Source organism: Kribbella sp. NPDC004138 (genome assembly GCF_053603655.1).
This window is the reverse complement of the sequence record NZ_JBSGFZ010000006.1, coordinates 158448-180559: the sequence shown is the minus strand read 5'-3', so window position 1 is coordinate 180559 and position 22112 is coordinate 158448. Positions and strand designations below refer to the sequence as shown.

At 68.9% G+C, this 22112-nt stretch carries 25 protein-coding genes, 2 tRNA genes and 1 pseudogene; 9 read left to right on the top strand and 19 right to left on the bottom strand.

What is annotated here, in order from left to right; translation table 11 throughout:
• Positions 1-33: 33 nt before the first annotated feature.
• Positions 34-189, top strand: coding sequence for a hypothetical protein (locus ACWEOO_RS10425; RefSeq protein ID WP_452142735.1), 156 nt, complete (start codon positions 34-36; stop codon positions 187-189).
• Positions 190-317: 128 nt separating this feature from the next.
• Positions 318-830, top strand: a complete 513-nt coding sequence (locus tag ACWEOO_RS10420) for a hypothetical protein (RefSeq protein ID WP_452142734.1) — start codon at positions 318-320, stop codon at positions 828-830.
• A gap of 794 nt (positions 831-1624) precedes the next feature.
• Here the strand turns inward: ACWEOO_RS10420 and ACWEOO_RS10415 are convergent.
• The 9 genes from ACWEOO_RS10415 to ACWEOO_RS10375 form a co-directional block, all read right to left on the bottom strand.
• Positions 1625-3835: an FAD-dependent oxidoreductase gene (locus ACWEOO_RS10415; RefSeq protein WP_452142733.1), complete on the bottom strand. Its 2211-nt coding sequence runs from the start codon at positions 3833-3835 to the stop codon at positions 1625-1627.
• A gap of 10 nt (positions 3836-3845) precedes the next feature.
• Positions 3846-4721, bottom strand: coding sequence for a MurR/RpiR family transcriptional regulator (locus tag ACWEOO_RS10410; protein ID WP_359939553.1), 876 nt, complete (start codon positions 4719-4721; stop codon positions 3846-3848).
• A gap of 22 nt (positions 4722-4743) precedes the next feature.
• A complete protein-coding gene (locus tag ACWEOO_RS10405) occupies positions 4744-6117 on the bottom strand; it encodes a hypothetical protein (RefSeq protein WP_452142732.1) in 1374 nt (457 codons plus the stop codon).
• Positions 6114-6938 (bottom strand): carbohydrate ABC transporter permease, encoded by an 825-nt coding sequence (locus ACWEOO_RS10400; RefSeq protein ID WP_355699403.1) that lies wholly within the window; start codon positions 6936-6938, stop codon positions 6114-6116. Before ACWEOO_RS10400 ends, ACWEOO_RS10405 begins: the two co-directional genes overlap by 4 nt.
• Positions 6931-7863 carry a carbohydrate ABC transporter permease gene (locus tag ACWEOO_RS10395; RefSeq protein ID WP_452142731.1) on the bottom strand — a complete coding sequence of 311 codons (933 nt, stop codon included), beginning with the start codon at positions 7861-7863 and terminating at the stop codon, positions 6931-6933. The genes ACWEOO_RS10400 and ACWEOO_RS10395 overlap by 8 nt, the downstream gene beginning before the upstream one ends.
• On the bottom strand, positions 7863-9164 hold the full coding sequence (locus tag ACWEOO_RS10390) for an ABC transporter substrate-binding protein (protein WP_452142730.1): 1302 nt from the start codon (positions 9162-9164) through the stop codon (positions 7863-7865). The genes ACWEOO_RS10395 and ACWEOO_RS10390 overlap by 1 nt, the downstream gene beginning before the upstream one ends.
• A 115-nt stretch (positions 9165-9279) precedes the next feature.
• Positions 9280-10305 carry a UDP-N-acetylmuramate dehydrogenase gene (locus ACWEOO_RS10385; protein ID WP_452142729.1) on the bottom strand — a complete coding sequence of 342 codons (1026 nt, stop codon included), beginning with the start codon at positions 10303-10305 and terminating at the stop codon, positions 9280-9282.
• Positions 10302-10703 (bottom strand): MaoC/PaaZ C-terminal domain-containing protein, encoded by a 402-nt coding sequence (locus ACWEOO_RS10380; RefSeq protein ID WP_452142728.1) that lies wholly within the window; start codon positions 10701-10703, stop codon positions 10302-10304. Before ACWEOO_RS10380 ends, ACWEOO_RS10385 begins: the two co-directional genes overlap by 4 nt.
• Positions 10700-11122, bottom strand: a complete 423-nt coding sequence (locus tag ACWEOO_RS10375; RefSeq protein WP_452142727.1) for an FAS1-like dehydratase domain-containing protein — start codon at positions 11120-11122, stop codon at positions 10700-10702. Before ACWEOO_RS10375 ends, ACWEOO_RS10380 begins: the two co-directional genes overlap by 4 nt.
• A gap of 71 nt (positions 11123-11193) precedes the next feature.
• On the opposite strand from ACWEOO_RS10375, the gene ACWEOO_RS10370 reads away from it, so the two are divergent.
• Positions 11194-11940 carry a hypothetical protein gene (locus ACWEOO_RS10370; RefSeq protein ID WP_452142726.1) on the top strand — a complete coding sequence of 249 codons (747 nt, stop codon included), beginning with the start codon at positions 11194-11196 and terminating at the stop codon, positions 11938-11940.
• Between the two features lie 60 nt (positions 11941-12000).
• On the opposite strand, the gene rpmG is transcribed toward ACWEOO_RS10370, so the two are convergent.
• The 3 genes from rpmG to ACWEOO_RS10355 all read right to left on the bottom strand — a co-directional run bounded on the left by rpmG (position 12001) and on the right by ACWEOO_RS10355 (position 12432).
• On the bottom strand, positions 12001-12168 hold the full coding sequence (gene rpmG / locus ACWEOO_RS10365) for a 50S ribosomal protein L33 (protein ID WP_130384703.1): 168 nt from the start codon (positions 12166-12168) through the stop codon (positions 12001-12003).
• A 67-nt stretch (positions 12169-12235) separates the two neighbouring features.
• Positions 12236-12309, bottom strand: a tRNA-Met gene (locus ACWEOO_RS10360).
• Between the two features lie 50 nt (positions 12310-12359).
• Positions 12360-12432: transfer RNA gene (locus ACWEOO_RS10355), tRNA-Thr, on the bottom strand.
• Between the two features lie 234 nt (positions 12433-12666).
• Between ACWEOO_RS10355 and ACWEOO_RS10350 the strand changes: the two genes are divergently transcribed.
• The 3 genes from ACWEOO_RS10350 (at position 12667) to ACWEOO_RS10340 (ending at position 15213) form a co-directional block, all read left to right on the top strand.
• The gene (locus ACWEOO_RS10350; protein ID WP_452142725.1) at positions 12667-13299 is read left to right on the top strand and encodes a DUF899 family protein; all 633 of its coding nucleotides are present in this window, start codon (positions 12667-12669) and stop codon (positions 13297-13299) included.
• A gap of 322 nt (positions 13300-13621) precedes the next feature.
• Complete coding sequence (locus tag ACWEOO_RS10345; protein ID WP_452142724.1) at positions 13622-14479, top strand: M23 family metallopeptidase; 858 nt, start codon at positions 13622-13624, stop codon at positions 14477-14479.
• 41 nt (positions 14480-14520) lie between these two features.
• On the top strand, positions 14521-15213 hold the full coding sequence (locus ACWEOO_RS10340) for a hypothetical protein (protein ID WP_452142723.1): 693 nt from the start codon (positions 14521-14523) through the stop codon (positions 15211-15213).
• Here ACWEOO_RS10340 and ACWEOO_RS10335 read toward each other — a convergent pair.
• The 3 genes and pseudogenes from ACWEOO_RS10335 to ACWEOO_RS10325 all read right to left on the bottom strand — a co-directional run.
• The gene (locus ACWEOO_RS10335; protein WP_452142722.1) at positions 15210-15719 is read right to left on the bottom strand and encodes an N-acetyltransferase family protein; all 510 of its coding nucleotides are present in this window, start codon (positions 15717-15719) and stop codon (positions 15210-15212) included. The genes ACWEOO_RS10340 and ACWEOO_RS10335 overlap by 4 nt on opposite strands.
• A 42-nt stretch (positions 15720-15761) precedes the next feature.
• On the bottom strand, positions 15762-16010 hold the full coding sequence (locus tag ACWEOO_RS10330; RefSeq protein ID WP_452142828.1) for an ATP-binding protein: 249 nt from the start codon (positions 16008-16010) through the stop codon (positions 15762-15764).
• A pseudogene (locus tag ACWEOO_RS10325) lies at positions 15995-16094 on the bottom strand (response regulator transcription factor); the annotation flags it as partial. The gene ACWEOO_RS10330 and the pseudogene ACWEOO_RS10325, both read right to left, overlap by 16 nt.
• Positions 16095-16182: 88 nt before the next feature.
• Between ACWEOO_RS10325 and ACWEOO_RS10320 the strand changes: the two are divergent.
• Entirely contained in the window at positions 16183-16809 is a 627-nt protein-coding gene (locus tag ACWEOO_RS10320) for a M15 family metallopeptidase (RefSeq protein ID WP_452142721.1), read from the top strand.
• Positions 16810-16811: 2 nt separating this feature from the next.
• Here the strand turns inward: ACWEOO_RS10320 and ACWEOO_RS10315 are convergent, their stop codons facing one another.
• Positions 16812-17645 carry an oxidoreductase gene (locus tag ACWEOO_RS10315; protein WP_452142720.1) on the bottom strand — a complete coding sequence of 278 codons (834 nt, stop codon included), beginning with the start codon at positions 17643-17645 and terminating at the stop codon, positions 16812-16814.
• A 184-nt stretch (positions 17646-17829) separates the two neighbouring features.
• On the opposite strand from ACWEOO_RS10315, the gene ACWEOO_RS10310 reads away from it, so the two are divergent.
• Positions 17830-18813, top strand: a complete 984-nt coding sequence (locus tag ACWEOO_RS10310; protein ID WP_452142719.1) for an AraC family transcriptional regulator ligand-binding domain-containing protein — start codon at positions 17830-17832, stop codon at positions 18811-18813.
• Here the strand turns inward: ACWEOO_RS10310 and ACWEOO_RS10305 are convergent.
• Positions 18810-19331 carry an N-acetyltransferase family protein gene (locus tag ACWEOO_RS10305; protein WP_452142718.1) on the bottom strand — a complete coding sequence of 174 codons (522 nt, stop codon included), beginning with the start codon at positions 19329-19331 and terminating at the stop codon, positions 18810-18812. The two genes, ACWEOO_RS10310 and ACWEOO_RS10305, sit on opposite strands and share 4 nt — an antisense overlap.
• 42 nt (positions 19332-19373) lie before the next feature.
• On the opposite strand from ACWEOO_RS10305, the gene ACWEOO_RS10300 reads away from it, so the two are divergent.
• Complete coding sequence (locus tag ACWEOO_RS10300; RefSeq protein ID WP_452142827.1) at positions 19374-19934, top strand: helix-turn-helix domain-containing protein; 561 nt, start codon at positions 19374-19376, stop codon at positions 19932-19934.
• Here the strand turns inward: ACWEOO_RS10300 and ACWEOO_RS10295 are convergent.
• Both ACWEOO_RS10295 and ACWEOO_RS10290 read right to left on the bottom strand, forming a co-directional pair.
• Positions 19901-21412: an FAD-dependent monooxygenase gene (locus ACWEOO_RS10295; protein WP_452142717.1), complete on the bottom strand. Its 1512-nt coding sequence runs from the start codon at positions 21410-21412 to the stop codon at positions 19901-19903. The genes ACWEOO_RS10300 and ACWEOO_RS10295 overlap by 34 nt on opposite strands.
• 64 nt (positions 21413-21476) lie before the next feature.
• Positions 21477-22085: an acyl-CoA-like ligand-binding transcription factor gene (locus ACWEOO_RS10290; RefSeq protein WP_355699386.1), complete on the bottom strand. Its 609-nt coding sequence runs from the start codon at positions 22083-22085 to the stop codon at positions 21477-21479.
• Positions 22086-22112: the final 27 nt, after the last annotated feature.

The following is a 22112-nucleotide window of genomic DNA, read 5'->3' as shown; positions in this document are numbered from 1 at the left end:
GGAGTCCGAGGCAAACAAGACAGGACCAAACCGATGAAACCGCGCGCCCTGTCCGGCAGCCTCGCCTCACCGATCGCTCAGGCGTGCCTGGACTCCGGCACCTTCAAGACCACCAGCACCACCACAGCCGGCGCCGCTGACGCCAGCCTCCGCCACGCGGTCCGGGCCAACGAGACAGGAGCGAATTGATGACACAGCGGGCCCTGTCCGGCGACTTTGCCTCGTTGGTCGTTCGAGCGCTCCTGGACTTTCGTACTCTCTGGACGACGCATGATCTGGTGACGACTACCGGCGTTCCCGTGCAGAGCATCCGCCAGGTGGTCAACCGACTCGAGCACGACGGCCTGGTTGAGCGTCGGGCGCCTGGAGTCATCTCGGTCCCAAGCTGGCTCACGCTGCTCCGCCGGTGGAACCAGGACGTGCGCTTCAGCCACGACGTCAGCGTGACGTACTGGCGCAGCAAACAAGGCACCCAGTCGGTCCTGGACCGCATACCAACATCTGAACTCCGCCACGCAGTCAGCGGCTGCCATGCGGCAAGGCTGTGGGCTCCCGAGACACCAGTCGGACCGACCGTCATCTACACCCCAGACGCGCAAACAGCCGCCACGGTGTGGGAGCTAGTACCAGCCAGAACCAAGACGATCGTCCTGGCCGAACCACCAGCCGACGTCGTCTACACCCGCACCCGAAAAACCGACACAGGCCTCCGCCTAGCCGCCCCCACTCAGGTCCTGGCAGACCTGATGACCGGAGCAGCCAAGTCCCCCACCGCCGCCGGTCCCCTCCTCACCTGGATGCTCCGCCACGAACTGGACTGGCGCTACTAATCTCCCCGCCGATGCGGCCGCACTCCCCTGCGGCCGCACCGGCAGCACGCTCCACAGCCGCCTCACCAGCACAACCGACCCGGCGACCCACCTGGCCCACCGCATCACGCCCACCCGCCGCCGCACCCAAGAGCCGGCAGCACAACCCAGGCCTGCCCCCACCCGCACAACCTCGGACAGCCCGGTAGCCGGAGCCACGCGGGCCACCCCAACGGCCCGAGGTCCCGACCAACTGGGTGCCCTGGCGGGAGCAGGCTCAAGCCAGCCTGTCGGCGCAAAGCCCACAGCCCCGTCAACCGGACGCCCTGGCACGAGCAGGATCAAATCGGTCTGTTGGAGACGGGCCCGTTGCTGGACGCCGTCAACGGGCACCGCTTCGACGCGGTGTCGCGCGCAAAGCCCACGGCACAGACTCGCCCGGCGGTAGCCGCCAGCCTCAGGAGCTGCCGGCTGCCAGCGCCTGAGGCTGCTGGTCGGCGTGGGTTCCGGTAGCCCCCGTGGCAGCCGGGTCAGCCACGTATGCCCCGGTCGCTCGGGTAAGCCCAGCCGCACGCCAACCCCGCCCGCCCTCACCACCGCACACCCCGGACAACCCAGCCGCTCGGCAAGCCCACCCGCTCTCACCACCGCGCGCCCCGGACAACCCGGTCGCTCGGTAAGCCTGGTCTCTCACCGCCGCACGGCCCGGATAGCCCGGACGGTCGCGCGGCCCCGGCTATTGGGCGACCGGGGCGCACGTGTGAGCTTCCGGACGTGTGGGTGGCATGGGTGTTTGGTGCTGGGCGCCTGGGTGGCTAGTAGGTGCGGATGGAGACCACGTGGGCTCTCGGGGCGCCGTTGGTCTCGTGGGTTGTTAGGCGTAGGTGGGTGGCTTGGGTGGGGGTTTGGAGGTGGTGGTGCTGGGTGCGGTGGTGGTTCGCGGTTACCTGGGCGAGCTGTTGCCACGGGCCGGAGCCGTTGCGGATCTCCAGGTCGTACGCGGACAGGAGAGTTGGTAAGGACTCGAACGGGGTGCGGTGGTGGTGGAGGTTGATGAGGTCCTCTTGGACGTCCGCGTCCAGGACGACGACGATTTCGGAGAGGGTGACCGGCTCGGGCCAGGTGAGTTCCAGCCAGGGGTTGGGGTCCCATGCCAGGTCCTCGGAGGACCACAGGTTCGGCCCGCCGTACGGGCGTGCGTAACCGCCGATCACCTTCTCGGGTGTGTACGCCGATGTCTCGCCGAGGCGGATGCATAGGCCGGCGCGCGGCAGGATGTGCTTCCAGGCGCGGAACTGCTCGGTCCACTGCTCGTCCGGCGCCGGCTCGCGGCGGGTGAAGTGGATCGTCCCAGGGAGCCCCGTCGACGCGGTGTGCACCGAGATGTCCGGGGTGCTGCGCAGGACGACGAACGCGTTCGACGGAGCCGACGGGCGCCAGGCCAACGGGATCTGGATCCAGCGCTTTTCGCCGGCCGGTACGTCGACGGTGCAGGAGTCGACGAGCTGGGCAGGTAGGTAGTTCTGCGGCTTCACCGGATCGTGGAGCTCGACCGTCAACGACCCGCCGCTGGAATCGACGAGCAGCTCAAACCCGTCCAGGGCCGGGTCAACCGGGACGACCATCCCGAGGTCGGCGGTCAGCGGCAGCGTCCCGGACGACACCTCGAGCGCAGGCCGTGTCAGCGTGGAGGACGCCGTCACGCTCGCCGACAGCGAGAGGTTCGCCGGATCGTCGTCGACGACGCCGAGGACCGACGAGTCGGCGCGGGTCAGTGCGTGCTTCATCAGGTCGAACCGGTCGTGCGCCAACTCCCGCGGCGTCAGGCCGTTGCGCAGGGCAACAGACGCGCCGATCCCGGCCGCTTCGCCGAGCAGTGCGCAGGTCGCCATCACCCGGGTGGTACCGAACGCGACGTGACTCGCGCTGATGTTCCGTCCGGCCAGCCACAGATTCCGCACGTTCCGGGAGTACAAGGAACGCAAGGGAATGTGGTAGTTCCCGTCCGGATGCCAGTGCTTCGACCCGCGCTCGGACGCGTACACACCACCCGGCGGGTGCAGGTCGATCGACCAGCCGCCGAAGGCCACCCGGTCGTCGAACTCGGTCTGCTCGAGGATGTCGTGCTGGGTCAGCACGTGGTCGCCGAGGAAACGCCGGTACTCACGTTTTCCGGGGACCGACCCGATCCATTCCAGGGTCAGGTTGTCCGCGTCGAACCGCCCGGAGTTCTTGATGTAGTCCCAGATCCCGTACACGACCGCCTGCAGCTCGTCGCGGATCGCCTCGTTGTCGTCGACGACGTCCAGCTCGCCGCCCCACTCGATCCACCAGAACGCGCAGCCGTTCATGTCCGTGCGGATTACGCGGCGTTCCGGAATCGCGGTTTCCGTGACGTCCCGCGCGAACGACGGCGGCACGAACCGGACCGTTTCCCCGGCGTCCTTGCTGTAGAAGAGAATCGTGCTGCCGAGCGTGTTCGAGTCCGGCACGTCGGGCGCCCACGACTCGTCGTACTGCGCTCGCGGCTCCCGCCCGGTGCGGAAATCGGCGCCGGCCAGCATTCCGACGAGCCCGTCGCCCGAGCAGTCGACGAACACCGGGCTGACGAAGCGGATTTCCTTCTCGGATCCCATCTGCCAGCCGGTCACCGACCGGATCTCACCGTCCGCGGCCTCCACGGTCCGCACGTCGGTGTTCAGGTACAGCGTGATCCGCGGTTCGGCGCGGACCGCCTCCAGCAGCACCAGGTCCCAGTAGTACGGGTTTCCGAGCGGATTCCGGAACTGGTTCTCGACGAACAGCTCGCCCATCACGCCGGTCTCCCGCGCGAAGCTCTGGACGCCGTGCGCGGTGGCCCCGCACACCCACACCCGGACCTCGCTGGACGAGTTCCCGCCGAGCACCGGCCGGTTCTGCACCAGTGCGACGGTGCTGCCCTGCCGTGCGGCGCCGATCGCCGCGCAGATCCCGGCGAGCCCGCCGCCGACGACGGTCAGATCGGTCTGGACCTCGAGCTGCTGCATGCATACCCCTCTAGGTGTCTCGCTGGACGACGGGCTGCCCCGGCCCGTTCGGATGATGTGCGGTCAGGTGGTCGGGCACCCGCTGTGCGACCAGGACGAACAACAGGCCGGCGGTCAGTACGTCGCTCGCGCGGCCGGCGAAGAACTCGGTCCAGTTCGCGCCGTTCGGCGTACCGGTGTCGAGCGTGACGTCGGCGATCCGGCTGATCGGTGCGTCCGGCATTCCGGTGATCGCGACCGTGAGCGCGCCCTCCTCACCGGCCCGCTTGACGAAGTCGAGCGTGGTCGCGTCGGTGCCGGACCGGGTCACGGTGAGCGCGACGTCGCCCTCGTCGAGCAGACCGGCACCGATCTGCGAGGACTGCGGACCGTCGAAGAACCACACCGGGATCCCGATCCGCAGCAGCCGGATGTACAGCTCGCGTGCCGGGATCGCATCGCCCCACTCGCCGTAGATATGCGTCCGCCGGGCGCCGGCGATCGCGTCCGCGACTCGGGTGGCCGCGGTCAGGTCGATCGCAGCCAGCGCGTTCCGCAACGCGTTCGCCTGCGTCGACGCGAGCACGTTCAGCACCTGCTCGGGCGGATCCGCCGGGCCGATCGCCGACCCGATGTCGCTGGCCCAGCCGGCTTCCAGGCCGCGGCCGACCTCCATCGCCAGCGCGGCCCGCAGCGCGGGATACCCGGCGTACCCGAGGTGGGTGGACAACCGAGTCACGGTGGCCGCCGAGGTCTGCGCGGTCTCGGCCAGCTTGGTGATCGAGCCGCGCGCGACCTCGTCCGGGTTCGCCAGGATGTGTTCGGCGACCCGCTGCATCGCCCCGTTCAGCTCGGGGAGCGCCCGCTTGACCAGTTGCAGCGGACTCGGACTACCGGCTCGTTCCATCGAGGAATCCATTCCGTGATCATCACGTATAGACGAACTGGGCACTTGCGACGCCGTCCGCGTCGCTCACCACGCGTACCCAGTGCGCACTGAACCCAGGCGGGAAGACGTGTGACCGAACCTGCCCCGGCTCGACCGTCAACGTCTCCACCGCACCGAACCGGCCGTGGCCGTGGAAGTCGATCTCGACCGTGATCGTCAGCGGCGTCGCGGAGAAGTTCTCCAGGTGCAGGCACTTTCCGTCGAATCCCGTCATCAGGTACGGGTCGGACGGAACGCCGGCGGAAACCGGTGTTTCCCACCACGGCCCGCCCCACCCGGCCGGCTTCCCGAAGCTCCACAGGTCGTCGGTCTTGCCGAACCACAGGCCGGACTGCGGCTCGGCCGTCGTCGGGTTCTGGCCGTGGCTCGGGGACGCGTTGTCCGCGCCCGCCACCAGCAGTCCGCGCCACGAGCAGAAGTCGCCGAGCACCCACAGGTGCGTCGAGATCGGGCGGATGCCCCAGACCCGCCCGCCGTACGCCCATGGCGACACCTCGTAGAACATCCCGTGGTGGTCCATCAGCAGCCGCTCGTGCTCGACCTCGCGGATCCGCGGCCATTCTGTCTGCCACTTGTGGTCGAAGCAGTGCGACGCCTTCGGCAGCCGGTAGCGCGTCCATTTCCGGTCCGATTCGGTGAACACCTCGAGGATCGCCGACGCCCGGTCCCAGCCGGTCGCGAAGATCGTGCCGCCGAACTCGTGCCGCCCGCCGATCGCGGTGAACGGATCCTCGCGCAGAATCCGCCACTGCGTACCGTCGTACTCCGCCAGCCGGCCGCGCGACCGCTCGCCCGCCCATTCCGGCTCCGAGTACTCGTTCGAGCACACCACCAGCCGGCCGAAGCTCGTGTAGCAGTCCTTGTAGTGCACCTTCATCTCGCCGTCGGTGCCGAGCTCGTCGTTGAGGTCGAAGAGCTGGGTGCACTCGTACGTCGTGACGTCGAGCTCGAACAGCTCACCCTCCATCGCGAGCACGTAGACGTGCGTGTCCGGCTTCGTCAGGTGCCGCGCCGTACCGCACACCCGCAGCGGCGCCAGCTCCGGGACCGTGACGATCTTGTGGTCCGCGGAAATCACGTGCGGTCCGAGGACCAACCGAGAGGTCGGAAAATGTACGAAACGATTCGTGTACGTTCCGTCCACGCCAAGAGTTTCCGGAACGATTTCCATCGACAGGTCGGCGTCGATCCGGCGCAGGCTCACCCCCGCACCGGACGCCGCCTTGTGGGAGTTGTAGTTCTGGACGTAGAGCTTCCCGTTCCACGGCATCAGCGACCCGACGCCGAGCTCGCTGCGCGGCGGACCGAAGTCGCCGATCTGGGCGAGATGCGGAAAGACACCGGAAATGTTCATTTGATCCCTGTATGCGTCATGGCCGCGATGAAGCGGCGTTGCAGGACGACGAAGACGATCAGCACCGGCACGATCGAGATCACCGAGGCGGCCATCGTCAGTCCGGGTGCGATCTGGCCCTGTTCGTCGACGAAGTTGGTCAGGCTGAGCGGCAGCGTGTACCGGTCCGGGTTGCTGATCAGCACCAGCGGTGTCTCGTAGTCGTTCCAGGACCACACGAAGGCGAGGATGCCGAGCGCGCTCATCACCGGTGTTGCCAACGGCAAGTAGATCCGGGTGAACACCTGCCACTCGTTCGCGCCGTCCATCCGGGCCGCCTCGGCGAACTCGGCCGGCTGGCTGACGAAGAACTGGCGCATCAGGAACGTGCCGAGCACGGTGAACATCCCCGGCAGGATCAACGCCCAGAGCGTGTCGTACAGCCCGAGCTTCTGGAAGTAGATGAACCGCGGGACGAGCAGCAGCTGTGCCGGGATGATCGCCGTCGCGAGGTACAGCAGGAACAACTTGTCCCGGCCCTTGAACGACATCCGCGCGAACGCGTAGCCGGCCATCGTCGCGGTGATCAGCTCGCCCGCGACCCGCAGCAGCGCGACGAACACCGAGCGGCCGAACGCCGGCAGCACCGAGGTCGCCCCGCTCAGTACGGTGCTGAAGTTGTCCCACTGGAACGGGTCCGGGATCCACTGCATCGGGATCTTGTACGCGTCCACGTCCGGCTTCAGCGCGGTCGAGATCATCCACGCGAACGGCGCCAGGAAAGCGATGGCGAGGATCCACAGCGGGATCCCCCAGATCCACTTGCTGTACTTCTTAGTCATTGAGGGCCCTCCCGCGCTGCGCCCGCCAGGTCACCAGGGTCAGGACCAGGACGCCGACGAAGGTCACCAGGCCGATCGCCGACGCGTAGCCGAACCGGTAGAACTGGAAGCCGGTCTGGTACATGTAGTACGAGATCGTGGTGGTCGCGTCGCCCGGACCGCCTGCGGTGATCAGCGCGATCAACCCGAATCCCTGGGACGCGCCGATGATCATCGTGACCAGCAGGAAAACGGTGGTCGGCAGCAGCGCCGGCCAGGTGATGACCCGGAACTTGGCCCACGCGGAGGCGCCGTCGATGTCGGCCGCTTCGTACAGTTGCCGCGGGGCGTCCTGCAGCGCGGACAGGTAGATGAGCGAGCAGTACCCGACGCCGCCCCAGACCGCCATCACGATCAGCGCCGGCAGCGCCCAGTGCGACGACGCGAACCAGCCGGGCTGTACCCCGAACACGTCGAGGACCTGGTTGACCAGGCCGGCTTTCGGGTTCATCAGCATCAGCCAGGTCATGCCGATCGCGACCACGTTGACGATGTACGGCAGGAAGAAGATCGCCCGGAGGACGGCGCGGCCCGGCAATGGGCGGTTCAGCGCGATCGCGAGCGCCAGGCCGAGGACGACGGTGAGCGGGACCGACACCGCGACGTACACCAGCGTCAGGCCGACCGCGTGCCAGAAGCCCGGGTCGCGGGCGATCGCGACGAAGTTGTCGATGCCGTTGAACGTGATCCCGCCGAGGCCGGACACCAGGTTCCAGTCGGTGAAGGCGAGTACGACCACGCTGATCAGCGGGATCAGCGTGAACGCGGCCACGCCGAGCAGGTTCGGGGCGATGAACAGGAAGCCGATCCAGCCGGACGGCCGGATCCCCGGTCCCTTCGCGGTCCGGGCCTCGGTACCGGCCGCGACGACGGTGGCGGTGGCCATCAGGGCCTCCTCTCGTTACGGGCGATCGCGGCGTCGGCGAGCCGCCGTACCTCACGGATCGCGATGCCCGGGTCCTTCTCGCCGAGCCAGCACAGGTCGCGCTGCTGCTTCATCGCCAGCGAGATCTCCGGGAACCCGGTCAGCCGGGTGTCGGTGGCGAGCTTCGGGTCCGACGCCAGGACGACCCGCCGGAACGAGTCGAGGTCGAAGTACTTGTCCGGTTCTTTTCCGAGCATTCCGGAAACGATCTGCTCGTCGGTGACGTTGCCGAGCGCCGGCATCTTGCCGCCCTTGAGCATCGGCGTCGCGCCCTCGGTCAGCCAGAACTTCACGAACGCCCAGGCCGCCTCGAACTTCGGCGACTTCGGGTTGACCATGATGAAGTTGCTGTACGAGCCGCCGTTCCAGTTCTCGCCGTCGACCGTCGGTGGCGGGGCGAACGCGACCTTGAAGTCGTGCGGGTACTTCTTCGAGTCGTACAAGTAGCGCAGGTTGAACGGGGCGGTCGACCAGAGGTGGAACTCCGCGCCCAGGAACGAGTTCTGCTGGTAGGCGTCCAGGCGCCGAGACAGCACCTCGGTCCACGGGAAAGCGGTGCCCTCGGCGATCATTTCCCGGCCGAGCCGGAAACCCTGCTCGAAGTGCGGATCACCGAAGTTGGAGCGGTTTCCGTCGTACCAGTAGTTCGGGCCGAGGGCGATCCGGGCGACGTCCGGGAGCGTGTACGTGCCGACCGTCTTGTCCGTCGTCAGTTTCCGGGCCGTCGCCCGGAACTCCTCGATCGTCCACGACTGCGGCAACTCGACACCGGCCTGCTGCCGGAGCTTCTCGTTGAACAGCACGAAGAACGGTTCGCGTGCGGTGGCGAGCGCCTTGACCTTGCCGTTGTCGATGTACGACCGCGGCTGCTCGGTGTCCAGAAACACCTGCAGGTCCGGATCCGCCCGCACCCGGTCGGTCAGGTCCGCCGCCAGTCCGGACCCGGCCCGCAGCGCCATCGCGGCCTGCGAATACGTGAAGTAGACGTCGATGTCGACGCCACCCTGGAGAGCGGTGTCGAGCTTGAGGTTGCCGCGGTCGTCGTTCACGAACCGCGTGTAGTTCACCTTGTACTGCGGAAACTTCGCCTGGAACGCCTTCACCACATCGGCCGGCCCCGACGCCGCCGGCACCCCGCCCCACACCTGCAGGGCCCCCGACCGCCCACCGTCCGCGCCGGAACACCCCGGCACGACAGCAGCGGCCAGCCCCGCCCCCACCCCGGCCAGCACCTCCCGCCGAGAAAAACTTTTGCGCCTCACACCACACCTCCCACCAGATTGCGCAAAAGATTAGCGAGAGGAGGCCTTCTTGCCTAGAGGTCGCGTAAATCTTTTTCAAGCACGCCCGAGGGCGCGACAGGCCGGACTGAGGGCCTCAGAAGGTGCAGTTCACCAGCACGGGCTCGTTGACGAGGGTGATGTCGAAGGACTGCCGCACCTGGGTCCGGACGTGCGTGGCCAGGGTGAGGAGCTCCTTGGCGGTCGCCTGCCCGCGGTTGGTGAGGGCCAGCGTGTGCTTGGTGGAGACGCCGGCGTTGCCGATGGTGAAGCCCTTGGACACACCCGCATGTTCGATCAGCCAGGCCGCGCTGGTCTTGACGCGGCCGTCGGCCTGCGGCCACTGCGGCGCACCGGCCGGGACCTCGGCGGGGGTGTCGAGGATCGGGTTGGTGAAGAAGGAGCCCGCGCTCCAGGTGTCGTGGTCGACGGGATCGAGAACCATGCCCTTGCCGCGGCGCAGGCCCAGCACGGCTTCCCGGACATCGGTCATCGGCGCGCGCGAGCCCGGTTCCACGTCGAGGACGCGCGCGAGTTCGGCGTACCCGACCGGGGCGGACAGGTCGCCGAGCTTCAACTGGAACGCGACCTCGAGGACGACGTACCGCGACGGGTCGGCCTTGAAGCGGGAGTTGCGGTAGCTGAACCCGCAGTCCGCGGCGAACATCGTGCGGACCTCATTGTCGGTCCGGTCCCAGACCCGCACCGACGCGATCGTCTCGGCGACCTCGTGACCGTACGCACCGACGTTCTGCACCGGGGTCGACCCGGTGAGCCCGGGGATGCCGGACATCGACTCGAGCCCGCTCCACTCCTCGGCGATCGCCCGCTGCACGACGCCGTCCCAGTCCTCACCGGCCGCGATGTGCACCATCGCGCCGGAGCACATGTCCGCGTCGATCCGGATGCCGGACGTCGCGACCTTGATCACGGTCCCGCGGAAACCGTCGTCGCCGATCACGAGGTTGCTGCCGCCGGACAGCAGCAGCACCGGCTCGCCGGCGGCGTCGGCATCGCGAACCGCGGTGATCAGGTCGTCCTCGGTGCCGACCTCGAGGAACTTGTCGGCAGGCCCGCCGATCCGCAGCGTGGTGTGGTCGGCCAGCGACTCGTGCGTACTCACCGGACGCGCACGACCGCCTTGGCCCGGCCGAGCACCTTCTCCTCGCCGGCCACCGCGGTGATGTCGATCTCGGCCAGGCCGTCCGCGACCTTGCCGACCGTGGCGGAAAACGTCACATTCGCGCCCTTGTCGTCGTCCGGTACGACGACCGGCTTGGTGAAGCGGACCCCGTACTCCACCAGGTCGGCGGGGTCGTCGAGCCAGTCCGTGACGACGCGCACCGCCGACGCCATCGTGAGCATCCCGTGCGCGATCACGCCGGGCAGCCCGAGCGCGGCGGCCATCCGGTCGCTCCAGTGGATCGAGTTGAAGTCGCCGCTCGCCCCGGCGTACCGGACCAGGTCGTCACGCTTGAACGTGACGGTCAGCGCCGGGAGGTCCGTACCTGCCTCGATCATGCGTCCGCCCGGTTGTGCGAAAGGGTCGACGTCGAGGTGGCAATCGGTTCGCCGTCGACGGTGGTCAGCGCGGTCTCGTACATGATCACCTCGACGGGACCGGCCTTGCGCACGGTCGTGATGGTGGCGGTCGCCGCGATCTCGTCGCCGGCCTTGATCGGGCGCGTGTAGCTGAACTTCTGCGCGCCGTGCACGATCCGGTCCAGCCGGAGGCCGAGCTCCGCGTCGCCGAGCAGCTCCTCGAGCGCCCGGCTGCCGATCACGAACGCGAACGTCGGCGGCGCGATCGGGTCAGCACCCCGGTACGCCGGGTTACCGTCGCCGATCGCGTCGGCGAACTCCCGGATCTTCTCCCGGCCGACCTGGTAGGACCCGGCGGCCGTGTAACTGCGGCCGACCATCGTGGCGTCGATCGTCATATCCGCTAACCCTACTGGCAGACTGTGCCGAGGGTTTCCGCCGCCCACGATTCCGACGGAGAAGGTGGAACGTGACGGCAGTGGCGGCGCTGGCGAAGTACGCGCCTCGGTACCGGCTGGAGATCGGTGAGCCGGAAGGCTCGGACTGGTTGCGGGTGGACCGGATCCTGGAGCCCGGCAGTCCCGAGCTGACCGAGCTGCTCAAGCGGGACGACGAGGCCAGCTCCCACCGGTCGGCGCACGCGAACGCGCTCAGCATGATGTCGTTCTACGCCGGCCGCGCGCCGGCGACCGCGCTGCTGCTCTGGGCGCTCGAGGGACACGTCCTCGACATCCGCCCGCAGAACCTCTGGGTCCGCCCGCATCCCGGCCACGGAATCGCCGCGGTCGCCGTTCGTTCCGCGGATTTCCTGCCCGGCGGGCTGAAAACGCTGTACGACGTCGTCCTGCGGAAACACCTGCTGCCGCTTTCCGAGGAGCTGCACCGGCGGACGCGGGCCGGCCTGCGGCAGGTGTACGGCGGCGTGGCGGCCGGCTGCGCGATGGGGTTCTGCGCCGCGACCCGCGAGGACGTCACGGTCGAGCCGGCGTACCTGCTCGAACGGTGGCAGACCTTCGTCGCGAACGCGCCGGGCGGACTCGCGCGGCTCGGCGATGTGGAGGTGGCGGGCCGGAAGCTCGTCTACCTGCGGAACACGTGCTGTCTGTACTACACGAGCGAGACCGGCAACGGCACGCTCTGCGGCTCCTGCTGCCTGACTCCCCGTGACGAGCGTCTCACCGCCTACGAGGGCGGCCGCCCGATCCTCACCGTCTGAGGGAACAGCAAAAGGCCGCTCCGGGTGATCCGGAGCGGCCTTCGCGAAGCGATGCCGAGGTCAGCGGGTCTCGCGGTGGTCGGTGTGGTCGTTGCACCGGTGGCAGTACTTCTTCAGCTCAAGACGGTCCGGGTCGTTACGCCGGTTCTTCTTGGTGATGTAGTTCCGCTCCTTGCACACCGTGCACGCCAGAGTGATCTTCGGGCGGATGTCGGTCGACTTGGCCACTGCTGCCTCTTCTGTCAGGAGTGCGCAACTGAGGTGATCGCACTCTCGATGTACTGCCGTTGGTGGGTAGCGGGGGCGGGAGTCGAACCCGCGACACCACGATTATGAGCCGTGTGCTCTAACCACCTGAGCTACCCCGCCGCAAGAGTCCGTCATCTCACCCGGCGGACCGGGTGAGATGTCGTTCTCAGAGCCCCTTTACGGAATCGAACCGTAGACCTTCTCCTTACCATGGAGACGCTCTGCCGACTGAGCTAAAGGGGCGGGCCGAGGAGAGAGATTACACGGTCCCCCACCTCGATGTGAAATCGAGCCAGGAGCGCCTTGCAGGCCCCTCAGTCCGTCGCGGAAAGCATACCTGCTCCGGCGAGTGCTTCTGACCAATTTCCGCCCCGGCGCAACGCGCTCCGTCAGACCGCGCAGCAGATGGCGTCGCACCGATGTCGAGAGCTCCCGGACGGCTTCGTCTCACTGGCAGAACCTACGAGAGGAGCACGAATGTCCGAGACAGCGATGCCGCCGGTGGTTTCCGCCGCGGAGTGGGCCGCAGCCCGTGCCGAATTGCTGGTCGCCGAGAAAGAGGCGACCCGCACCCTCGACCGGATCGCGGCGCAGCGGCGGCGACTGCCGATGGTGCGGTTCGGCGAGTACACGTTCACGTCGACCGATGGCCCGGTCACGCTGCGCGAGCTGTTCGGCGAGCACCGCCAGCTCGCGCTGTACCAGTTCATGGACGCCGGCCCGGACGCGTTCTGCGGCGGCTGCACGTACTTCACCGAGAACGTCGCCAATCTCGACGGGCTGGTCCGCAACGACATCGCCTGGGCGACGGTTTCCGACATGCCGGTCGAGCAGATGGCCGGGTACTGGAAGGACAAGGGCTGGGGACACATCCCGTTCGCGTCCTCGGCGGGTACGACGTTCTCCGCCGACTGCGGCACCGGCGGCGGTTTCCTGCTGAACCTGTTCCTGCGCGACGGCGACAGCGTTTTCCGCACCTATTCGACCGGTCAGCGCGGGGTCGACCACCTGCTGTTCAGCAGCACCGTTTCCGACCTCGCGGCGTACGGCCGCCGGCAGGACTGGGAGGACTCACCGGCCGGCTGGCCGCAGGAACCGACGTACGGCTAGACCGCTTATACCGGCCCGGAGGGGCTGCTCGACGCCAGTCGGGGCGTGATCCACGTCACGGTCTCGGCGGCTTTCTTGCCCGCCCGGTCCACGCCTGAGCGTGCACCGGGCGGCAAGACGGCCTCACTGAGCGTATCCAATTTCGCACGGTCTCTTCGCAATCCGTGTTTGGGCGCTCGTGACCCTCTCGTTATGGTCGTTGAGGCCGTCGGTCCCCCCTCACCGGCGGTTTCCCCTCCCTGGAAGGTTTTCCGTGCCCACTCACCAAGACGCGCCGCATGCAGATCGGCAGGCGTCCAGCCTCTCGGCTGCCTCGCGCCGGGTGGCAAAGCACCGCTCCTCCCGTCGCAGCGTCCGCCGTACCCAGCTCATCGGCCTGACCGCCGCCCTGGCGGCCGCGGCCGGCACCACCACCGTCGGACTCAGCTCGTCCGCGAGCGGACCGGCCGCTGCGTCCGGAAGCACCGGTCTGAGCCCCGCACAGGCCGAAGCCCTGACCGCCGCCCGCGTCGATCGGCGCGACCTCGGATCGCGGGACGCGTCCCGGATCGACCTGTCGCTCGCATCGAGCCGGAAGGCGGCCGCCGACGCCGCCGCGAAGCAGCGGGCCGCGAAGCTCGCCGCGAACGCGACGCTGACGCAGCGCCGAGCGCTTGCCCTGGCCGCCGCGAAGGCAGCGGCCGCCCGCAAGGCCGCGGCCCAGGCGAAGGCCCTGGCCGAGGCTCGCGCAGAAGCCGTCGCGAAGGCTGCGGCCATCAAGGCGGCTGCCGCCAAGGCTGCGCCGAAGGTCGTGCTGCCCACCACCGGCTACCACCTGACCGCCCGCTTCGACCAGGCCGGTGGCCGCTGGGCGCACAACCACACCGGTCTGGACTTCGCGGCCCCGACGGGTACGCCGGTCCGCTCGGTGATGGCCGGTGAGGTCATCCAGGCCGACTTCGAAGGCGCCTACGGCCGCCAGGTGAAGGTGCGGCACGCCGACGGCACCGTCACGTCGTACAGCCACATGTCCGAGTTCGACGTCTCCGTCGGCGACTCGGTCAAGGCCGGCACGATGGTCGGCCGGATCGGCATGACCGGCAACACCACCGGCCCCCACGTCCACTTCGAGGTCCTGCCCGGTGGCGGCTCGCCGATCAACCCGGAGCCATGGCTCCGCGACCACGGCGTCAACCCGTAACCCGCTAGCGTTCCCCCGACCACTTCCAAGAGGGGGAACTCTTGAAGCTCTGGAAACTCGCGCCGGCCGTCGCAATCGTGGCGGCCGGCCTGACGGCCACCCAGCCCGCGCAAGCTGCCACGCAGCGAACGACGGCGGCCTGCACTCTCGCAGCCCCCGCACGCATCAGCGTCAGCGGGTCGTACAACCTGTTCTACGCGCGCCTGGGTGCCAACTGTCCTGCCAACGTCTACACGGCGGTGTGGAAGAGTACGCCCGCCGTCACGGGGAAGCCGCAGGGAAGGCTCGAGTTCACGAACGGCAATCGCGTCGCCCAGTTCGGCTTCTCCGGCGCGTCGCCGGTGATCGGGACGATCACTTGGCAACCCGCCGGTGGCGCGACGGACATCAACGGCGCCAAGGTCGCCGATCTCGCCACCGGGTACACGGTGTCCCGGTGCGCGTCGGTGGCAGCTCTCTCCGGTGGCCGCCAGGGCAGTCGTACGGCGCTGCTCACCACGGTCTCGTACTGGCGCCCCCTGCACGACCGGTACGAGCGCTGGGCCGGTAAGAAGGTGCTGATCCAGTACCAGGACATCGGTACGACGACCTGGAAGGGCCTGGCGTACGCCACCACCAACAGCGTCGGACAGGTGACCTACAACTACTACCCGAACCGCACCCGCCGGTACCGCGTGTACGTTCCCGGCACCACCAGCATCTGGGACGACTACTCGCCCGTCATCAGTCGTTAGAGCGTCTTCGCCATGTCGAGGGCGGCGATGTAGTCGCCCTCGATGAGGAACTCGTTCGGGTGCGTGCCTTCGACGACGTAGCCGTGCCGTTCGTACAGGCGGCGGGCGGGCGCGTTGGTGCTGTGGACGTGCAGGCTGATCTTGCGGGCGCCGCGGAGACGGCCTTCGGCGGCCGCGGCCTCCAGGAGTGCCGAGGCGGCACCGAGGCGGCGGGCGTCGTGGGCGACCGCGAGACCGTTGATCGTCAGCACCCCCGCGCCCTCGGGGAACTGGTACTTGTCCTGCAGGCGCAGGTACCCGACCACGGTCCCGTCGTGCTCCGCGACCAGATGCGCCTCCGGTCCGCTCCGGCTGAAGAAGGTGTCCTGCAGGGTGTCCTGGTACGACGGGAAACCCGACGACGCGTCCCAGGCGCTCCGCTCGATCGCGAGCAGCGCCGCGTCGTCCTCCTCGACGGCGCGGCGTACGGTCACCTGCTGGCCGGCTGATCGGCGGTCGTCACTCACCGCACCATCCTCGCCCGTCGACCAGGCCAACTGCCTGCCGGGTCAGCTTCCGAGGCCGAGCTCCCGCAGGACGACAGTTGCCGTCAGGCCCCCGTCCGGATTCGGGGCCAGCTCCAGCCGCCCGTGATGGACCTCGACGATCCGGCGTACCAGCGCCAGACCGAGTCCGTGCCCGGCGCCGTAGCGGTCCTTCGCGAACGGTTCGACGAAGGTCCGCACTCGCGCCGCGTCCAGGATCCCGCCGTCGTTCCGGACCACGAGACAGCCGCCGGAACGGCCGTCGAAGGCCAGGTCGGCCGCGATCGCCTCCAGTCGCAGACCGGCCTGGATCGCCTCGGCGAGATAGACCTCGTCCTCGACGATCAGCACCCGCATACCGTCCATTGAACCAGGCGCCGGGTATCGAAAACGTAAAGGAATCCGCAGACGCTGCTGCAACATCGGCTCCGATGAACTGGTCGGCATGCTGATCAATCACCTGCGGCGCGGGCGCCGGCCGACGGTACCGGGCCGGCTGGCGATCGTTGCCATCGTCATCGGTCTCGTCCTGACCGGCTGTACAGCGGTTTCCGGGGCGGACGAGACGTCACCGTCGAGCGCCGGCCCGGCCTCCAGATCAGGGCGGTCGTCAGGATCCGGCTCGGCGCAAGGCGGACCGCCCGGCGCCGCGGACGGCGTCCTGCCGGACCACACCTCGGCGTACGACACCGATCTGCCCGGGGTCGCCAAGCTCGATCCCGCCCTGCGCGAGGCAGTTCAGCGGGCCGAGACCGCGATGCAGAAGGACGGCATCACGATGCAGGTCACGACCGGGTGGCGGAGCAAGAAGTACCAGGAAGAGCTGATGGAGAAGGCGATCCGCAAGTACGGCAGCAAGAAGAGGGCCAAGGAGTACGTCGCCGATCCCGACGAGTCCCACCACGTCACGGGCCACGCCGTCGACATCGGACCGACCGACGCCGACGACTGGCTGAACCGCCACGGCAGTCGCTACGGCCTGTGCCAGACGCTGTCCAACGAGATCTGGCACTTCGAGCTGGCGACCACGCCCGGCGGCACCTGCCCGCCGATGACCACGCCGAAGACGTGACGTCAGCTGGACGGAACCCCGATCGCTCGGCGCACGACCGCGTCGAACGTACGGTCGGGCAGCACCTCGCGGAGGAAGATCAGCGGCTTGGCTCCGAAGCCGACGGCGTACCGGGTCTTCGGCCTGCGTGCCTGCACCGCCTTGGAGATCGTCCGGGCGATCAGCTCCGGCGCGGAGGCGCGCCGCTGATTGGACTCCGACGAGAGCGAGTCGGCGACCGCGTTGCCCTGCGGGGCGTACGGACCGGTGGAGGAGACCGCCCGGAGCTTGCCGGCGGCGATGTCGGCCCATTCGGTCTTGATCCCGCCGGGCTCGATCACGACGACGTCGATACCGAAGGGCTTCAGCTCGAGCCGCAAGCAGTCGCTGATCGCCTCCAGCGCGAACTTGGTGGCGTGGTACCAGGCGCCGAGCGGGGTGTGGATCTTGCCGCCCATCGACGTGATGTTGACGATCTTTCCGGACCGCTGCGCGCGCATCTGCGGGAGCACGAGCTGGACTAGCCGCGCCGCGCCGAAGACGTTGACCTCGAACTGATAGCGGGCTTCGTCGAGCGGGACGTCCTCGACCGCGCCGTACGAGCCGTAGCCGGCGTTGTTGACCAGGACGTCCAGGCGGCCCGTCTCGGCGAGGATCTTCTCGACGCCGGCCTGCATCGAGGCGTCGTCGGTGACGTCCATCGGGATCGGGCGGATACCGGAGCTGGTGAGGTGGGCCATCCGCTCGACGCGGCGGGCCGCGGCGTAGACGGTGTAGCCGGCCTCGGCCAGTTCCAGCGCGGTGGCTTCACCGATGCCGGAAGAGGCGCCGGTGACGAGGGCTGTCGGCGTGCTCAAGGTAGTTTCCTTTGCTGCGGTTCTGCTGTGGACACGGCCCACGGTAGGAACGGCGGCGCGCGGCTCCACTAGCACAAGACGCCGATCGGCTTGCACTTCGCGCCAGCGACGGTCGGCGTGATCTGCAAGTGCGTTGGCGGCTTGTGCGGGTCCTTCGCGTCGGGTCGGCGGCTAGGCTCGCGGTATGGCAGGTGACCGTTTCGACCTGGAACCGAGCATCCGGGCCTTCGTGCGAGACCTCGGGATCTCACCGGCGCGGGCCCTGCGGCGCGCCCAGCTGCCGGCTGACCTGTTCACCCGGCAGCCCATCGAGCTCTCGGTTCCGGAGTACTACCGGTTCTGGGACGCACTCGATGCCGAGGGTGGCGCGGATCGCGATCTCGCGGTCGACATCGGGAAGGCGATCTCCGTCGAGTTCTTCTCGCCGCCGATGTTCGGCGCACTCTGCAGCCCGAATCTCACCGCGGCGGCGCAGCGGCTCGCTGTCCACAAGCCGCTGATCGGCCCACTGCGGATAGACGTCGACGCCGGCACTGCGCTGACGATCACGTGCGTCTGGCCGCCCGGACCGAAACCACCCATCCTGCTGGCGGCCACCGAGCTGATCTTCTGGGTCGCTCTGGCCCGCATCGCCACGCGCGAGCAGATCCGGCCCGCACGGGTCACCATGCCCAGCCCACCCGCCGACCCGTCGGTGATGGAGAGCTACCTGGGCGCCCGGGTCCGCAAGGGCAGCCGGTCGTCGATCACCTTCACCGCCGCCGACGCGGGGCGTCCCTTCCTGACCGAGAACGAACAGATGTGGCGAGTCTTCGCCCCCGAGCTCCGCCGCCGGCTCTCCGACCTGCAGGCCTCCGCCACGGTCGCCGACCGGGTCCGCGCCGCACTCCTCGAGACGCTGCCCGCAGGTGATCCGTCGATCGGTGCGGTCACACACCAACTCGCCACCAGCGCGCGTACTCTCCAGCGGCAGCTCAGCCACGAAGGCACCTCGTTCCAGACCATCCTGACCACGACCCGGGAAGACCTCGCGCGGCACTACCTGACGAACGGCGACCTGCGGACCACGGACATCGCGTTCCTGCTCGGGTACGACGACACCAACTCGTTCTACCGGGCGTTCAAGTCCTGGACCGGCACCACCCCCGACGCGGTCCGGGCCGGCTAGCGCGGTTCTTCCGGGGGATCCGGGAGCTTGGCGAGCGGGCGCTGGGACCAGGCGACGTCATGCCAGGAATCGAGTTTCCAGCCGATGTTCCGGTAGGTACCGATGGTCTCGAAGCCGAGCGACTTGTGCAGGGCGTCGCTGGCCGGGTTGGGCTGGGTCACACCGGCGACGGCGGTGCGGAAACCGCGTTCGGAAAGCCGGTCGAAGAGAGCGTTGTAGAGGGTCCGGCCCGCGCCGGTGCGGTGGTGGCTGGGCGCCACGTACACGCTGACCTCGCAGGACCAGCGGTACGCCGGGCGCGGCTTCATCGCGCCGCCGTACGCGTAGCCGACCACGTCGCCGTCGTCCTCGAGGACCAGCCACGCATGGGTGGACTGCGCCGTCGTGATCCGCTCGGCCATCTCCTCGACCGTCGGCGGCTCGAGCTCGAACGTGATCGCGGTGCCCCTGACGTACGGCGCGTAGATGGCCGCGCAGGCCTCGGCGTCGGCGACCGAGGCGTTTCTGACCTGAACCATGACACGATAGTAGCCACAACTGTCGCTATAGTGGCAAGTGTGATGGATGAACTGTCTCGATCCCTGGCCGCGACCGTGCAGCAAGCGCGGGTCGCCCAGGACCTGTCGGTGAACGCGCTGGCTGAGCGGTCCGGCGTTTCCCGCGCGATGATCGGGAAGATCGAGCGGGGCGAGGCGCAGCCCACCGCCGTCCTGCTCGGGAAGCTCTCGGGAGCGCTCGGCATGACGTTGTCCGAGCTGGTCGCCCGCGCGGAGAACACGGGCGACCTGCTGCGGAAAGCGGAGAACCAGCCGGTCTGGACCGACCCGGTCACCGGATACCGCCGCCGCGCGGTGTCCCCGGTGACCGAAGGGCCCCTGGAGCTGGTCGAGGTCGAGCTGCCGCCCGGCGCATCGGTCTCGTACCCGGCCGACGCGTACATCTTCAAGTACCAGCAGCTGTGGATCCTCGACGGAATCCTTCGTTTTCACGAGGGATCGCAGATCCACGAGCTGCACATCGGGGACTGCCTGCAACTCGGCCCGCCGTCTCCGACGACCTTCCACAACCCCGGTACGTCGGGGTGCCGCTACCTGGTCGCGCTGGTCAAAGGGCGCGGCTGAAACCACTGCGCGATCGCGTCACGCAGTCCGTCGCGTTCCGCGGTGCCGTCCCGGTCGGCGGCCCAGGCGACGTAGCCGTCCGGCCTGATCAGCAGGGCGAGCGGCGTCTCGCTCCGGCCGGTGACCGCCTCCACCGGATCCGCCGCGAGGCCGGCGAACGCACCGTCGGGCGTGAGGTCGACGAGGAGCGGGCGTGCGGACCGCATCAGTTCGGCCAGCCGCATCGACCCGACCGTCAAGTCCGGCGCCCACCGGCCGACCAGCGGATGCGATCCCTCGGAGTACGTGATGTCGGCGCCAGAGATCAGGTCTGCAACGCGCTGCACGTTCCGCGGATCGGTCAGGAACTCGCCGAACAGTTTCCGCAACGCGGTCACGTCGGCGCCCGGCGCGATCAGGGCGGACTGCGCCTGCGTCTGCATGACCACGCGCTCCCCCACCGGCCGGCGCTCGGACTCGTACGTGTCGAGCAGCCCGGGCGGCGCCCAGCCCCGCACCTCGGCCGCCAGCTTCCAGCCGAGGTTGACCGCGTCCTGCAGCCCGAGGTTCAGCCCCGGCCCGCCGATCGCGGAATGCACATGCGCGGCGTCGCCGACCAGCAGCACTCGTCCGGAACGGAAACTCGAGGCCAGCCGACTGTTGCCGCCGACCACCCGGCGCAACTGCCGGACACCCTCACCTGTTGGTTCGGCCAACGGCAGATGCACGCCGAGCACCCGGTCCGCGCTCTCCTGCAGCTCCGCGAAGGTCATCTCCCGGTCAGGCGGGGCGTCCCACTCGCCGGTGCTGATCGCCGGCAGCCGATTCGGGAACGGCGCCCACACGAACAGGCCGCGCTCCGTCCGCTGATGCATGAACGGCGGCACCACGCCGTACCCCGGGATCTTCAGCACTCCGTCCTCGACGTACTCCGGCGGCACCGCGGCGCTCCCGGTCCGCGACACCATCGAGTCGTTGGTCACGCCGGGAAAGTCGATTCCGGCGAGTTTCCGCGTCCGGCTGTGCCCGCCGTCGGCGCCGACCAGATAGCCGGCCCGCAGCTGGTACTCGCCGTCCGGGCCGGACAGCGTGACTGTGACGCCGTCCGCGTCCTGGGTGAATCCGGCCAGCTCGTGGCCGCGGCGGATCTCGACGCCGAGCTCGAGCGCGCGCTCCTGCAGCACTTCCTCGATGCGCACCTGCGGCACCTGCAGCAGGTAGACCGGGTTCTCCTCGAGCCTGTCGAGCGGCAGCGGCATCGCACCGAACACGAAACCGGGTGCGGGCCGAGGCGGCCCCGGCGTACCGCTCAGCCGCTCGTACAGTCCGCGCCGGTCGAGCATCCGGACCACCTGGCCCACCAGGCCGTTGGCGCGCGGAACCGTGCTGCGTTCCGGCAGTTTCTCCAGCACGATCGGCCGGACCCCGGCCAACCGGAGCTCGCTCGCGAGCATCAGGCCGTTCGGGCCGGCCCCGGCAATGACGACTTCGGCATCCATGACATCCCTCCACAGGCATGACTGTCCGCCCCGGCAACCCGCCGGGGTCGAGTGGTTCGATGAGTTATTCGGGGACGGGCAGGCCGGCTTCGACCTGGTCGAGCGCCGACGACAGCAGCTCGGCGATCGAGCGCGGCGGATCGGCGCGCAGCCACTCCGCCATCACGACGCCCCGGGTCGCTCCGATCACCTCGGCGACCAGCCGCGGATACATCCCCGAGGTCCCGGTACGGTCGGCGACCGCGGCCGCCAGTTCGTCACCGGCGCGGGCGTATGCGCGGGCGGTCGCGCCCTGCAGGGCCGGCTCGCTCATCATCAGGCGAATCCCTGCGAGCCACTGCTCGTCCGGCGGCCGCCGGCCGCCGTGGCCCTCCTCGCCGAGGGCGAAGTGCTTCTCGATCGCCGCGCGGACCGCCACCCACAGCGGCTCGTCGGCCGGCCGCGCCCGGAGCTCCTCGGCGATCCGCAGGCTGCGGTCGACCTCGCGCGCGGCGATCGCGTCGGCCTTGCTGTCGAAGTAGTTGCGGAACGTCCGCAGCGAGACGCCGGCCTCCGCGGCGATGTCCTCGATCCGCACGTTGCCGTACCCGCGCTCGACGGCGAGCCGGACCGCGGCCCAGCTCAACGCGATCCGCGTCTCCTGCTTCTTCCGCTCCCGCAACCCGTCGGCCATACAGCGACCGTAGCAGAACTTGCTCAA

What these genes read in the sequence shown, in the direction of transcription:
- ACWEOO_RS10425 (WP_452142735.1), top strand. Translation starts at nt 34, where the DNA reads ATGAAACCGCGCGCCCTGTCCGGCAGCCTCGCCTCACCGATCGCTCAG.
- ACWEOO_RS10415 (WP_452142733.1), bottom strand. Translation starts at nt 3,835, where the DNA reads ATGCAGCAGCTCGAGGTCCAGACCGATCTGACCGTCGTCGGCGGCGGG.
- ACWEOO_RS10410 (WP_359939553.1), bottom strand. Translation starts at nt 4,721, where the DNA reads ATGGAACGAGCCGGTAGTCCGAGTCCGCTGCAACTGGTCAAGCGGGCG.
- ACWEOO_RS10405 (WP_452142732.1), bottom strand. Translation starts at nt 6,117, where the DNA reads ATGAACATTTCCGGTGTCTTTCCGCATCTCGCCCAGATCGGCGACTTC.
- ACWEOO_RS10400 (WP_355699403.1), bottom strand. Translation starts at nt 6,938, where the DNA reads ATGACTAAGAAGTACAGCAAGTGGATCTGGGGGATCCCGCTGTGGATC.
- ACWEOO_RS10395 (WP_452142731.1), bottom strand. Translation starts at nt 7,863, where the DNA reads ATGGCCACCGCCACCGTCGTCGCGGCCGGTACCGAGGCCCGGACCGCG.
- ACWEOO_RS10380 (WP_452142728.1), bottom strand. Translation starts at nt 10,703, where the DNA reads ATGATCGAGGCAGGTACGGACCTCCCGGCGCTGACCGTCACGTTCAAG.
- ACWEOO_RS10375 (WP_452142727.1), bottom strand. Translation starts at nt 11,122, where the DNA reads ATGACGATCGACGCCACGATGGTCGGCCGCAGTTACACGGCCGCCGGG.
- ACWEOO_RS10350 (WP_452142725.1), top strand. Translation starts at nt 12,667, where the DNA reads ATGTCCGAGACAGCGATGCCGCCGGTGGTTTCCGCCGCGGAGTGGGCC.
- ACWEOO_RS10320 (WP_452142721.1), top strand. Translation starts at nt 16,183, where the DNA reads ATGCTGATCAATCACCTGCGGCGCGGGCGCCGGCCGACGGTACCGGGC.
- ACWEOO_RS10310 (WP_452142719.1), top strand. Translation starts at nt 17,830, where the DNA reads ATGGCAGGTGACCGTTTCGACCTGGAACCGAGCATCCGGGCCTTCGTG.
- ACWEOO_RS10305 (WP_452142718.1), bottom strand. Translation starts at nt 19,331, where the DNA reads ATGGTTCAGGTCAGAAACGCCTCGGTCGCCGACGCCGAGGCCTGCGCG.
- ACWEOO_RS10300 (WP_452142827.1), top strand. Translation starts at nt 19,374, where the DNA reads ATGGATGAACTGTCTCGATCCCTGGCCGCGACCGTGCAGCAAGCGCGG.
- ACWEOO_RS10295 (WP_452142717.1), bottom strand. Translation starts at nt 21,412, where the DNA reads ATGGATGCCGAAGTCGTCATTGCCGGGGCCGGCCCGAACGGCCTGATG.
- ACWEOO_RS10290 (WP_355699386.1), bottom strand. Translation starts at nt 22,085, where the DNA reads ATGGCCGACGGGTTGCGGGAGCGGAAGAAGCAGGAGACGCGGATCGCG.